Annotated in this window: 10 protein-coding genes; 4 read left to right on the top strand and 6 right to left on the bottom strand. The window is 72.9% G+C overall.

Annotated elements, in window-relative coordinates; genetic code table 11:
- Positions 1-58 precede the first annotated feature (58 nt).
- From ACZ60Q_RS07540 to ACZ60Q_RS07525, 4 genes are read left to right on the top strand one after another with little or no spacing between them, the layout of a single operon-like run.
- On the top strand, positions 59-1033 hold the full coding sequence (locus ACZ60Q_RS07540; protein ID WP_469629825.1) for a DUF6457 domain-containing protein: 975 nt from the start codon (positions 59-61) through the stop codon (positions 1031-1033).
- A complete protein-coding gene (locus ACZ60Q_RS07535) occupies positions 1030-2685 on the top strand; it encodes a molybdopterin molybdotransferase MoeA (RefSeq protein ID WP_469629823.1) in 1656 nt (551 codons plus the stop codon). The genes ACZ60Q_RS07540 and ACZ60Q_RS07535 overlap by 4 nt, the downstream gene beginning before the upstream one ends.
- The gene (locus ACZ60Q_RS07530) at positions 2643-3779 is read left to right on the top strand and encodes a potassium channel family protein (RefSeq protein ID WP_469629821.1); all 1137 of its coding nucleotides are present in this window, start codon (positions 2643-2645) and stop codon (positions 3777-3779) included. The genes ACZ60Q_RS07535 and ACZ60Q_RS07530 overlap by 43 nt, the downstream gene beginning before the upstream one ends.
- 31 nt (positions 3780-3810) lie before the next feature.
- Positions 3811-4803: an NAD(P)H-quinone oxidoreductase gene (locus tag ACZ60Q_RS07525; protein ID WP_469629818.1), complete on the top strand. Its 993-nt coding sequence runs from the start codon at positions 3811-3813 to the stop codon at positions 4801-4803.
- A 195-nt stretch (positions 4804-4998) separates the two neighbouring features.
- Here ACZ60Q_RS07525 and ACZ60Q_RS07520 read toward each other — a convergent pair whose 3' ends face one another.
- The 6 genes from ACZ60Q_RS07520 to ACZ60Q_RS07495 all read right to left on the bottom strand — a co-directional run bounded on the left by ACZ60Q_RS07520 (position 4999) and on the right by ACZ60Q_RS07495 (position 12762).
- Entirely contained in the window at positions 4999-5547 is a 549-nt protein-coding gene (locus ACZ60Q_RS07520) for a bacterial proteasome activator family protein (RefSeq protein ID WP_469629815.1), read from the bottom strand.
- Positions 5548-5657: 110 nt separating this feature from the next.
- Positions 5658-8516, bottom strand: coding sequence for an FtsX-like permease family protein (locus ACZ60Q_RS07515; RefSeq protein ID WP_469629813.1), 2859 nt, complete (start codon positions 8514-8516; stop codon positions 5658-5660).
- Entirely contained in the window at positions 8513-9295 is a 783-nt protein-coding gene (locus ACZ60Q_RS07510) for an ABC transporter ATP-binding protein (RefSeq protein ID WP_469629810.1), read from the bottom strand. Before ACZ60Q_RS07510 ends, ACZ60Q_RS07515 begins: the two co-directional genes overlap by 4 nt.
- Positions 9296-9429: 134 nt before the next feature.
- Entirely contained in the window at positions 9430-10053 is a 624-nt protein-coding gene (locus tag ACZ60Q_RS07505; RefSeq protein WP_469629808.1) for a PadR family transcriptional regulator, read from the bottom strand.
- Between the two features lie 172 nt (positions 10054-10225).
- Positions 10226-10894, bottom strand: a complete 669-nt coding sequence (locus tag ACZ60Q_RS07500) for a hypothetical protein (RefSeq protein ID WP_469629805.1) — start codon at positions 10892-10894, stop codon at positions 10226-10228.
- Between the two features lie 224 nt (positions 10895-11118).
- The gene (locus tag ACZ60Q_RS07495) at positions 11119-12762 is read right to left on the bottom strand and encodes a protein kinase domain-containing protein (protein ID WP_469629803.1); all 1644 of its coding nucleotides are present in this window, start codon (positions 12760-12762) and stop codon (positions 11119-11121) included.
- Positions 12763-13069: the final 307 nt, after the last annotated feature.

The raw sequence follows: 13069 nt of genomic DNA, 5'->3' as shown, positions 1-13069 counted from the left end.
GGGTTTCCCGGCCACCCCGGCGGGCGCGTCTCTCCGGGCCGCCGCCCATACTCGACGTATGACCGCCTATGACGTGATCGTCCTTGCCGGCGGGGCCGCGAAGCGGCTCGGCGGCGCCGACAAGCCAGGAGTCCGGGTGGGCGGCCGGGCGCTGCTCGACCGGGTGCTCGCGGCGTGCGACGGCGCGGCACTCACCGTCGTGGTGGGCGGCCGCCGTGCCACTGCCAGACCGGTCGTCTGGACCCGGGAAGTGCCCGAGGGCGGAGGCCCGTTGGCGGCGCTGGGGGCGGGACTGCGGCTGACGACGTCGGAGCGCGTTCTCGTCCTCTCCGCCGACCTTCCGTTCCTCGGCGCGGGGACGGTCGGCGCGCTGCTCGCCGCCGCCGGAGGGCTCGGCCGGGAAGGGGCCCTGTGCACCGACCCCGACGGGCGTGACCAGCCGCTGGTGGCCGCCTACCGTGCCGAGCCGCTCCGCCGGGAGCTGGCGCTGCTCGCCACCGAGTACGGGAGCCTCGCCGGGCTACCGCTCCGGCTCCTGACGGCGGAGCTGGATCTCGACCGGGTCGACGCGGGCCCCGACGCCGCGTTCGACTGCGACACTTGGGACGACATCGCCGCCGCCAGAGCCCGGATCAGGGAGCATGGGGCCGTGCTGGAGGAATGGATCACCTCGGTCAAGAACGAACTGGGTATCGAACTCGACGTCGACACCAGTGTCCTGCTCGACCTCGCCCGTGACGCCGCGCACGGAGTCGCCCGCCCCGCCGCACCGCTCACGACCTTCCTGGTCGGGTACGCGGCGGCCGGGGCGAGCGTCGGCGCGGGGCCCGACGGGGCCGCGGCAGCAGTCGCGGAGGCCACGCGCAGGGCCACCGCTCTGGCTCTGCGCTGGGAAGCCGAAACCGAAGCCGAAGCCAAGGCCGAAACCCAAGCCGAAGCCAAGGCCGAAGCAGAAGCAGAGCCGAGTGCGAGGGGCGATGAGGCGGGCGGGGCGAAGCCCGACGCGGGCCGCGAGGGGACCGGGAAACCATGACCGGCCCTGACCGGAGCGGACCTACCGGCCCCGTGCGTGACCTCACCAGCCCCACCGACGTCACCCGCCCCGTGGCTGACCCGGTCGGACGCGATATCCCCGCGCCCGACCCCGCCCCGGCCGGACGCGGGAGCGACCTCGCTCACGATGAGGCGGAGCGGGCCTTCGAGCAGGCGCTCGCCCTGGTCGGTGGGTCGAGCCGGCGTCCGAGCCTTACGTGGGACGCCCCCGGCGATGGCCTGAGCGAGGGCCGGGGCAACGGCCCGGGGGACCCTGCGGAGGAGCCGACGGAAACCCCTGCCTCGGCGGCTCGGTCCGGAAGCCGTGTCCGGTCCGCCGCCCCGCCGCCGCCCCCGCCCCTCTCCTGGGACCGGGCGCGGGCGGTCGCGGCGAGGACCGGGCGGGCCACTCCGCTCGCGACGATCCGGTTGCCGCTCGACCGCGCGCTGGGGCATGTGCTGGCCGAGGCGCTCGGCGCGCTCACCGATCTGCCGTCCTTCGACACCTCGGCCATGGACGGCTGGGCGGTCGCCGGCCCGGGGCCCTGGGCGTTCGGGGCCGGGGCGGGGCTCCTCGCCGGACGCGGCCCCGCCACCGCACTGCCCGACGGCACCGCCGTGCGTATCGCCACCGGCGCCCGCGTCCCACCCGACACCACGGCGGTCATCCGCACCGAGCACGCGTATGCCGACGAGGCCAAGGGGCTGCTGCACGCCCGTCGGCCCGTGGCCGCCGGGCAGGACATCAGGCTCCGGGGCCAGGAGTGCCGCTCGGGTGAACAGCTCGTCCCGGCCGGGACGGTCGTGACCCCGGCCGTGCTCGGTCTCGCCGCGGCCGCCGGGTACGACGCGCTGCCCGCCGTGCCCCGTCCGCGCGTCGACATCCTCGTCCTCGGCGACGAACTGCTCGCCTCCGGCCTGCCGCACGACGGGCTGATCCGGGACGCCCTCGGCCCCATGCTCGGCCCCTGGCTGCGGGCCTTGGGCGCCGAGGTCTCCGGGCCCCGCCGCCTCGGGGACGACGCAGCAGCGCTGCGCGACGCCCTCACCGCCTCCGACGCCGACCTGATCGTCACCACCGGCGGCACCGCCTCCGGCCCGGTCGACCATGTGCACCCGGTCCTCGACGCTCTCGGTGCCGAACTGCTGGTGGACGGAGCCGCGGTCCGCCCCGGCCACCCCATGCTGCTGGCGCGGCTGCCGACCTCAGCACAGCAGCAGGCACAGCAGCAGGGACAGCAACAGGGACAGTCGCAGGGGCAGCAGGGACCGCCGGACGGGCCCTTTCTGGTCGGGCTGCCCGGCAATCCGCTCGCGGCCGTGTCGGGTCTGCTGACGCTCGCGGAGCCGCTGCTCGCGGGCCTTGCGGGCCGGCCCGCACAGGACGCGTACCGGGCTCTCGTCCATGCCGAGGTGTACGGGCATCCGCACGACACCCGCCTCGTCCCCGTGGTCCACCGCGCTGGCCGGGCGGGCGGCCGGGACCATGTCGCGCCGCTTCGCTACAACGGGCCGGCGATGCTGCGGGGGATCGCCGCGGCGGACGGGCTGGCCGTGGTGGAGCCGGGCGGGGTACGGTCCGGCACCGAGGTGGAGATTCTGGATCTCCCATGGGCCCCGGCGACGCCGTGGACGGAAGGGTGTTTCACGTGAAACTTCCCGGCCACGATGCGATGGCCAGGCGAGCCGACGAACTGGTCGTGCCGACCCGGGTGATGCTCCCCCGCCGGGTCGTCGACGGCCCGGCCCGCCAGGTCGGCAAACGCCTGATGATGGCCCTGCTCGTGCTGGCCGCGACCGTGCTGATCGTCTGGCTCGACCGCGGCGGCTACAACGACAACGCCGACGGCAAGGTCGATCTGCTCGACGCGGTCTACTACGCGACGGTCACCCTCTCCACCACCGGGTACGGGGATATCACTCCGTACAGCGACGGGGCCAGGCTGATCAACGTGGTGCTCGTGACACCGCTGCGCGTCCTCTTCCTGATCATCCTGGTCGGCACCACTCTCGAAGTCCTCACCGAACGGACCCGGGAGGACTTCCGACTGAAGCGTTGGAGATCCAACTTGCGTGACCACACCGTTGTCGTCGGCTTCGGCACGAAGGGCCGCTCGGCGATCCAGACCCTCTGCACCACCGGCCTGCGGAAGGACCAGATCGTCATCGTCGATCCGGCCTCCAAGGTGATCGAGGCCGCCAACGCCGAAGGCTTCGCCGGTGTGCTCGGCGACGCCACCCGCAGCGATGTCCTGCTGCGCGCCGAGCTCCAGAAGGCGCGTCAGATCATCATCGCCACCCAGCGCGACGACACCGCTGTCCTGGTGGCCCTGACCGCACGGCAGCTGAACCGCGGGGCGAAGATCGTGGCGGCCGTGCGCGAGGAGGAGAACGCTCCCCTGTTGCGGCAGTCCGGCGCCGACGCCGTCATCACCAGCGCCAGTGCCGCCGGGCGGCTGCTCGGCCTCTCCGTCCTCAGCCCCAGCGCGGGCACCGTCATGGAGGACCTGATCCAGCAGGGCAGCGGCCTCGACCTGGTGGAACGGCCGGTCATAAAGGCCGAGGTGGGCAAGAACGTACGGGAGACGGACGACCTCGTCGTCAGCGTCCTGCGCGGACACCGGCTGCTCGGCTACGACGACCCGGCGGCCAGCCCGTTGCAGCTGACGGACCGGGTGATCACTATCGTGCGGAAGAGTCCCAGCTCCACCTCCGTGCCGAACAACTCGATGCCGCCGCGCCCCTGATCGCACGCCGTGCCGGAGTAGCCTCGCGGCCATGCATGCGATCACGATTCCCGAACCCGGCGGCCCCGAGGCGCTCGTGTGGGCCGAGGTGCCCGATCCCGTACCCGGCGACGGCGAGGTCCTCGTCGAGGTCGTCGCCAGCGCTGTGAACCGTGCGGACGTGCTCCAGCGGCAGGGCTTCTACAACCCGCCGCCCGGCGCGTCCCCCTACCCCGGTCTGGAGTGCGCGGGCCGCATCCTCGCGCTCGGCCCCGGGGTGACCGGCTGGGCGGTCGGCGACGCGGTGTGCGCGCTGCTGGCGGGCGGCGGCTACGCGGAGAAGGTCGCCGTGCCGACCGGGCAGTTGCTCCCCGTACCGGAGGGCGTCGACCTGGTGGAGGCCGCGGCGCTCCCCGAGGTCACCGCGACCGTGTGGTCCAACGTCTTCATGGTGTCCCATCTCCGCCCCGGCGAGACCTTCCTGGTGCACGGCGGCTCCAGCGGCATCGGCACGATGGCGATCCAGCTGGCGAAGGCGGTCGGCGCCCGGGTCGCGGTCACGGCGGGCAGCCCGGAGAAGCTTGCCCGGTGCGCCGAACTGGGGGCGGACATCCTCATCAACTACCGCGAGCAGGACTTCGTCGAGGAGATGCGGGAGAACACCGCCGGGGCGGGGGCCGACGTCATCCTGGACCTCATCGGCGCCAAGTACCTGGACCGGAACGTCCAGGCGCTCGCTGTCAACGGCCGCCTCGCGATCATCGGGCTCCAGGGCGGCGCCAAGGGCGAGCTGAATCTCGGCGCCCTGCTGACCAAGCGGGGAGCCGTCACCGCGACCTCCCTGCGGGGCCGTCCGCTCCACGAGAAGGCCGCCATCGTCGCCGCCGTACGCGAGCACGTGTGGCCGCTGATCGACGGTGGGGTGGTCCGGCCGGTGGTGGACCGGGCGCTGCCGATGGGGGACGCCGCCGAGGCGCACCGGGTGCTGGAGTCCAGCGCGCATATCGGCAAGGTGCTGCTGGTCGCGCCGTCGGCCGGCGCCTGACCCGTAAACGGCAACACGGCAACACGTACGGCAACACGGCAACACGGACGTCAGGACGGCACGCGTACGGCAAGGCGGAGTGACCGCAACACATATGGCAAGACAGCTACATATACGGCGAGGGGCCCGGCACGCACCGTGATGTGTGCCGGGCCCCTCGCGGTCGGTCCTCGAACTCCAGGAGGCGGATACGGGTTACAGATACGGGCCCGAACGGATCGGGCCGTGCGGGTCCGCGCCGCCTTCCTCGTCCTCGTGCCCCGAGCCGGGCGGCAGGGCGCGGCGCATCTGCTCCAGCTGGGCGCGGGCCGCCATCTGCTGCGCGAACAGCGCCGTCTGGATGCCGTGGAACAGGCCCTCCAGCCAGCCCACGAGCTGTGCCTGGGCGATCCGCAGCTCGGCCTCGGAGGGCACCGACTCCTCGGTGAACGGCAGGGAGAGCCGCTCCAGCTCCTCGACCAGCTCGGGCGCCAGGCCGTCCTCCAGCTCCTTCACGGAGCTGGCATGGATCTCCTTGAGCCTGACCCGGCTCGCCTCGTCGAGAGGGGCCGCCCTGACCTCCTCCAGGAGCTGCTTGATCATGCTGCCGATGCGCATGACCTTCGCGGGCTGTTCCACCATTTCCGTCACCGGGACCTCGCGCGACTCGTCGTCACCGGCACCGCCGCCGATAGCCATTCCGTCCTGGCCCACGACAAGGACCTGCGGGTGCTCCTGCGACCGGTCATTCCTCGGCATTTCCATGCCGCCATTGTCTCGCACACGTGCCGTACCCCACGTTGGTGCCCCCGAAAACGGAAGATCCACCGTCCTCGGGGGCACCGGAGGCCTTCCGGGAGCACCGGAAGCGCCGCTCACCCCGCGCGGCGGGCCAGGGGCAGCCGCGCGCCGGTGAGGCCGGCGGCCAGCAGCCCGGCCAGCACCGGGACGACCAGGGCCAGCAGCCCGACGGTCTCCCACGGCATCACGATCGGTGTGTAGGCCGACTGCATCGGGTCCTCCCGCATGTTCGCCAGCGCCGCGCGAAGGTCGGTCAGCCGCAGTGCGACCGCGGGCACGAGCCCCGCCACCGTTCCCAGGAGCACCCCGGTCAGGGCGACGACCAGGCACTGGAAGCCGGACAGCGAACGCCGTACGCCCGGGGGCGCGCCCACCGCGCTGAGCGTGGTGAGGTCGGCCTCCGCGTCGGCCTTGGACAGACCGGTCGTGATGGCCGCCGCGCCCAGGGTCACCACTCCGGCGAAGAGGGCGAGGATCAGCAGGATCACCTCGTCGTCCTCTTGCCGCATGGAGTTCGCGGTCATCACGTACGTGCTGTCACCGGTGAGCATGATCGCCGCGTCGACCGCCTGCCGCTCCGCGTCCGTCGGCTCGCTCTCCAGCGTGTAGATGCTGCCTATCTCCTCGGAGTGCAGGCCGAGCCGGTCCGCGGTCCGCTGCGGCATGATCATTCGGATGCTCGGGGTCGACGCGTATCGCTCCGGTGCGACGTACACCTTCAGCTGCTCGGTGGTGGAGCGAGCCTTGCCGGGGTGCAGGGCCCGGTTCTTCTTGTCGCGGTCGTTGTAGGTGTGGACGGCCTTGAGGGTGACCTCGCCGTTCTTCGCGTAGGCGGAGTTGAGCAGGACGGGGGTGCCCGCGGCCAGGGCCTTTGCCGCCGCCGGGTCGTCGAGTTTCACGTACGAGGTGAGCAGGGCCGCGTCCCCGACGACGATCTTGCTGCTGTCGGTGTGGAACGACGTCATGGTGGAGCTCACGTCGATGCAGGCGGGGGAGTTCATCAGCCGCTTGTGCGCTTCGGCCGAGATCCTGAGCGCGAGTTCCTTCGCGCCTTTGCCCTTCAGGGGGCAGGAGTGCCCCTTGCCGGTGGGCTTGACGAGTTCGAGGGTGCCGCAGCCGTTCTCCTCCTCGTAGTACACGAAGCAGTCGCTGCCCGCCCATACGCGTCCGACTTCGGCGCGCCCGCCGCTGACCGGGAGGTTCTGTTCGACGGCGGCCCGTGCACGGGGCAGCTCGGTCTTCCCGGTCGCACCGGCGGTCATCAGCGCGGCGGTGCCCGAGGTGAGGTTCGGCTGGTGCCGGTACTCCGACTCCGCGGTGCTGCTGCTGGTGTACGTGGCGATGGCGACGCTGCCCGCGACGGCCGCCATCACGGCGGCGACGGCGGGTGCGGTGCGGCCCCGGTTGCGCGCCGCGTCGCGCAGGGCGATGCGGGGCGTCAGCGGCAGCCTCCGGCCGAGCCGGCCGAGGAAGCCGACGATCACCGGGATGCAGCCGAGGACGCCCAGCTCGGCGAGGACGGATCCGCCGGCGACGAGATTGACGTTGCCGTCGATTCCGCCGTACACCGCGACGGCGACACCGATGGCGAGCGCGCCGACACCGATGACGGGCAGTACACGGGAGCTGCGGCGGGTGCCGCGCCGGCCGGTGAGCGACTCCAGGACCGGCTGGCGGCCCGCGACGATCGCCGGGGCGAGCGCGGCGAGGACACCGGTGAGCAGACCGAGCACGGCGATGCCGAGGATTTCCCAGGGCCGTACGGTCAGTTCGCCGAAGCGGCTGCCCGTGTAGTCCTCGATCATCGGGCGGAACAGGGCGGTCAGGCCGAACCCGGCGCCGACGCCGGCCACCGCGCCGACCGCGCCGAGCACCGCGCCGCCGGCGAGCACCACGGCCCGGATCTGGCCCCGGCTGCCGCCGCACGAGCCGACCAGGCCCAGCTGCCGACGCGAACGACGGGCGCCCACGGCGAACGCGGGACCGGCCAGCAGTACGACCTCCAGGCTGGCCATGGCGGCCACGGTGAGGGCCGCCGCGGTCAGCGCCGCCTTCGGGTCGTACGGGCTGCCCATCCGGTCCGCCATGGGGACCTCGGAGTCCGGCGGCGGGTCCAGGACGACCTGCCGGGAGGTGACCAGCACGCCCTTCTCGTTGGCGGCGAGCACGTCCGGCCAGGTCACACCTGCCCCGGGCGGGCCCTGAACCAGCCACTCCAGCCGGTCGGCCTGCGGCGGCAGAGTCTCCTTGTCGTGCTCCGAGGACTTCTTCCACGGGGCGATGACCGCGCCCGGCATGGCGAACAAGGACTTCTGCTTCAGCTCGGCGGGCAGTTCCACCGCGCCGACAAGGGTGTACCGCTGCTGAGGGCCGCGCACGGTGACACGGTCGCCGATGGACAGCCCGGAGGCCTCCACGAACGCCTCGGTCGCCGCGATCTCGTTCGCCGCCTTCGGGAAAGCCCCGTCGGTCAGTTCGATCCGGCCGCGCAACAGGGGATCCGAGATGCGCAGTTCGGTGATCCGGGCGTCGGCGATCCCATGACGGGTCGTCACGGACGCCGGCACGGATCGCTCGGTGAGGTAGCGCGAACCCTTGGGGAAGGTCGCCGGTACGTCGACGGGGCCGCGCTCGGCTTCCGGGAGCGGATCCGGGGCATCCTCGTGCGTCCCCCAGAGATTCGCGTCAGGCATCTGCTCCAGCGGGATCGGCCCCAGCCCCTGATCCCTGAACCGGGCGTCGGCCGTGCCCAGGCCCGCCGTCAGCTTTTCGGCCGGGGTCGCCAGGGCGCTGCGGTAGGTGAGGTCGGCGGCGGTCACACCGAGGACCGGCAGGGCGATCATCGCGACGACCAGGGCGCTGCGGCCCTTGGCCCGTGCGGCGTCGCGCCGGGCTATGCGGAAGGCGGCGCGCAGGCCGGGGAGCGGGCTCACGTGGCGGCCTCGGCGGTTCCGGCGGAGAGCAGGGAGTCGGCCCCGGTGGTCAGCGTCTGGTCGACGATCGAGCCGTCCCGGAGGAACACGACGCGGTCGGCCCAGGCCGCGTACCTGGGCTCATGGGTCACCATGACGCCGGCCGCGCCCTGGTCGCAGCGGGTGCGCAGCAGGGCGAGGACGGCCTCGCCGGTCTCGGAGTCGAGTGCTCCGGTCGGCTCGTCGGCGAGCACGAGGCGCCGGTCGCCGATGAGAGCGCGGGCGATGGCGACGCGCTGCTGCTGGCCGCCGGACATCTCGTCGGGGAAGCGGTCGGCGATCTCCTCCAGCTTCAGTTCGGCCAGGGCCGTGAGGGCCTCCTCGCGGGCCTTGCGCACGGAGACGCCGTCGAGTTCGCGGGGCAGCGCGATGTTCTCGGCGGCGGTCAGGGCGGGGATGAGGTTGTAGTCCTGGAAGACGTAGCCGACGCTGCGGCGGCGCAGTGCGGCCATCCCCTTGGGGCCGAGGGCGGCGAGGTCCTGGCCCTCGATGACGACCTGGCCGCTGGTGGCGGTGTCGAGCCCGCCGGCCAGGGTCAGCAGGGTGGACTTGCCGGAGCCGGAGGGGCCCATCACGGCGACCAGTTCGCCCGGGTACACGGCGAGCTGGATCCCGCGCAGGGCGTGCACCTCGGCGATGCCGGAGCCGTGGGTACGGGTCAGCGCCCGAAGTTCGAGTACGGGGCTGCCGCCGGGCGTCCCGGAGGACGGCGGGGGCGGGGGTGTGGCGGACGAAGGCATGGTGGGTGGTTCCCCCCTGGGAACAACGTGGATCGGGTAGGGGCGGCACCGCCGCCCGGGCTGTGGGCGGGTGGTGCCGGGACGGTCGCCCGTCTGTGCCGCGGGTGTCGGCGTCTGTGCCGCGGGTGTCGGCGTCAGCGCCTGGACCGTGTGCGCCCGGCCGGTGCCCGGACCGGACCGCGGGCGGCCGCGGGGCCGGGGTCGGCGGCGGGCTCGGTGGCCGCGGCCTCGGCGAGGCGGACGAGCCGGGACTCGCAGTGGTCGAGCCAGCGGGCCTCGGCCTCCGCCTGGAAGATCAGTTGTTCCACGACGAGCAGCCAGGCGACCTCATCGCGGTTGGCCGGGACGTCGGCCAGGGCCTGGGCCTTGAGCCGGGTGTAGTCCTGCATGGCCTTGAGCGTGTGGTGGCGCTGCGACTGGATGACGCCCCGGATGTCGACACCCGGCGCCCCCACGGCCATGGCGAGCTTGATGGCCAGCTCGTCGCGGGGCGGGCTGGTGCGGTCCACCGGTGTCTCGAACCAGCTGCGCAGCTCGGCGCGGCCGTCGTCGGTGATCGCGTAGAGGTCGTGCCCGGCATCGTCCGAGCCCTCCTGGACGATCATGCCGTCACGCTCCAGGCGGCTGAGCGTCGTGTAGACCTGTCCGACGTTCAGGGGCCAGGTGGAGCCGGTGCGCGACTCGAATTCGGTGCGGAGCCGGGACCCGTAACGGGGGCCCCGCTCCAGCAGGGCCAGCAGGCCGTGGCGAATGGACATACTGAGTATGTATACCGAGTATGTTCGTCCTGGCAAGTCTCGCCGGAGTCAGCCGTGGCCGCGAAGCCCGGTTCCGCCGGAGTCGGCCGTGGTCGCGAAGCCCGGTTCCCGCCGGAGGTGCCCGTGGGCCGCGGCGATCCGTTCCGCCGGGCGTACCCGCTGCTCGTGACGCTCAGTTCGCCCGGCGCATCCGGAACGCGAGGAAGCCGAGCCCCAGCCCGACCAGCGCGATGCCCGTACCGAGCGACATCTGCTGCACCCGGCGTACGGACGCGGCGTCCAGAGCCTGCCCGGACCGGTGCCCCGGATCAGTGAAGGCGCTGGGTGGCGGGGTGGAAACGGGCAGGTCGACGGGGTCGGCGAGGCCCCCATCGGGCTCGTCCTCCGCGACGGGATCCTCGGCCCGCGCCAGCTCCAGCGGCGACAGCGAACGCCCGGGACGCGCCTTGCCGGCCCCGGCCTCGCGCCCGGCCAGGGGGGCGGTCGACCCGGACACGCCGGGGGAAGCGGAAGGGGAGGCGGCGGCGGAATCCGGAGAGTCGGCCCCGGGCCCGGCGGGGGCCCGCGCCCCGGGCCCGGTCGCTGCCGTGGAGGACGGGACCGGGCCGGTTCCCGGCGCTCCGGAGACCGGGACGCCGGAGCGCGGCGGCAGGGCGGAGGGGAGCGCCGAGGGGGACGCGGAGCCCGACGGTACGGGGGCCGTACGGGAGGGGGTCCTGGGCGCGGTGGCGGCGGGGCTCGACGACCCGGGGGACGTGGTGGCGCGGGACGGGCCTTCGGGCGCCGGTGAACCGTGGGCAAAGCCGCCCAGTGGCCCCAGCGCCGCTCCGGCCGCCGCCATCAGAGAGACCGCACACCTCGATGACCATGAGGCCGGAAGTCCTGGAGCCATGAGATCAGCGTCACACGGGCCCTGTCATCCGGCATCCCGGACGCGGTATCCGGAAATACGGGCCCTGATAGCGGTCCGGGACGGAGGTCGGTCCGGTCCGGGACGGAGATCCGTGGACCCGTAACGATCAACTTCGGACACCGCCCGGCCGGGTGGTGTCCCGGGCCGACGGATCAGGAGGGCTTGCCGGTGGAGACCTGTAGTTCGAAGTGGGCGCCGCGTTCGGAGACGGCCGCGCCCGAGGACGGGAACTGGCCGACGACCTGGCCCTCGGCGTAGGTGTTCCCCTTCTCCTCGATCTCCTTGATCGTCCAGCCCGCGGCGGCCGCACAGGCCTTCGCGGACAGGATGTCCTTGTAGACGAAGTTCGGTGCCTGGACCTTCGCCGGGTCGTTGGAGTCCTCGGAGGCGTCCGTGCATTCCGTGGCCTTCATCGTCCGGTTGCGCTCCGGCGGGCGGTACCCCTCCACCGACTCGCCGGTGCCCGCCTCGCCGCCCTTGCCCGCCTCGTCGTCCTTGCCGCCCTGGAGGGCGATCGCGGTGATCAGGCCGCCGATGGCCAGCAGCGCGACGACGATCGAACCGACGACGACCGGCATGTTCCGCTTGGAGCCGCCGCCGGCGGTGGCGCCCACGGCCGTCGAGTGCTGCGGGCCGACCGCGTACGGCGGCGGGGTCCGGTGGGCCAGTGGGCCCGGGGGCTGATAGCCCTGGGCCGCCTGCGGGTAGCCGTAGCTCGGCGTGGGCGCCGGGGTCGGCCGGCTGTACGGGCCCGGCTGGTGGGGCTGCTGCTGTGGATGCGGCTGGTACGGCGTCTGGACGCTGTGGGGCGCCGGGATGCCCTGGTCGACCGGCGGGAACACCGCCGAGCCGACACCGGAGCCGCTGTTGGCGGGCCCGCCGCCGGCCACGATCACCGGGGCGCCGGTCCGGCCGTCGGAGGCGTTCAGCACGCGGGCGATCTCGTCGCGCATCGCGGCTGCGCTGGGGAAGCGCTCGTTCGGGTTCTTCTTGAGCGCGCGGGCGACGAGGGCGTCCATCGCCGGGGTGACCGACCGGTTGATGCTGGACGGCGCGACCGGCTCCTCCTGCACATGCGCGTACGCGATGGCCAGCGGCGAGTCCGCGTCGAACGGGATCCGGCCGGTGAGCAGCTGGAAGAGCATGATGCCGACCGAATACAGGTCGGACCGGGCGTCGACACCGCGGCCGAGGGCCTGCTCGGGGGAGAGGTACTGCGGGGTGCCGACGACCATGCCGGTCTGCGTCATCGAGGTGACACCGGACTGCATGGCACGGGCGATGCCGAAGTCCATGACCTTGACGATGCCGCGCTTGGTCATCATCACGTTGCCGGGCTTGATGTCCCGGTGGACCAGGCCCATCTCGTGGCTGGTCTCCAGCGCGGCGAGCACGTCCGCCGTCACCTTGAGGGCCTTGTCCGCCGGCATCGCGCCGTGACTGCGGATGTCGGCGGCCAGCACCGAGCCGAGCGGCTGCCCCTCGACGTACTCCATGACGATGTACGGCATCAGCGCACCGCCGAGCTCGTCCTCGCCGGTGTCGAAGACGGAGACGATGTTGGTGTGCTGGAGTTTGGCGACGGCCTGCGCCTCCCGCCGGAAGCGCTCGCGGAACGACTGCTCGCGGCCCAGCTCGGTGTGCAGGGTCTTGATCGCGACCTGGCGGTCCAGGGCGGAGTCGTAGGCCAGGTACACGGACGCCATCCCGCCCTCGCCGAGCAGGTCGCGCAGCTGGTAGCGGCCGCCCGCGACCGCCCCGCCCGCGTAGCGGCCCTGTGCGCCGTCCTGGCTCATGACTTGCATCCCCCTCGGCGGCGCGCGGTCGCACGCGGTGTAGCTGTCTGACGTGATTGCGTGCGAAGCGGTTCCGTACAACGCGATTACGCGCCAAGTCTGCCCCAGGGGTCCGACACGTCAAGCCGGGTGCCCGTTCCGTGACCCTCAGCACAGGAAGCGTCTCGGAAGCGTTACAGGAAACGCATCAAATCCCTGTGCGGGACGCGCCGGGCGGGCCGACTGTCCTGCCACCGCGGAACCGTGGTGTCCGGTGGAGGCTGTAGCGTGACGTGGCAATGCAGCAAGGCACCGTGAGAACCCGCGG

It is taken from the genome of Streptomyces sp. NPDC104313, assembly GCF_055583985.1.
The sequence above is the reverse complement of the archived record's forward strand: the minus strand, read 5'-3'. Positions and strand labels throughout refer to the sequence as shown.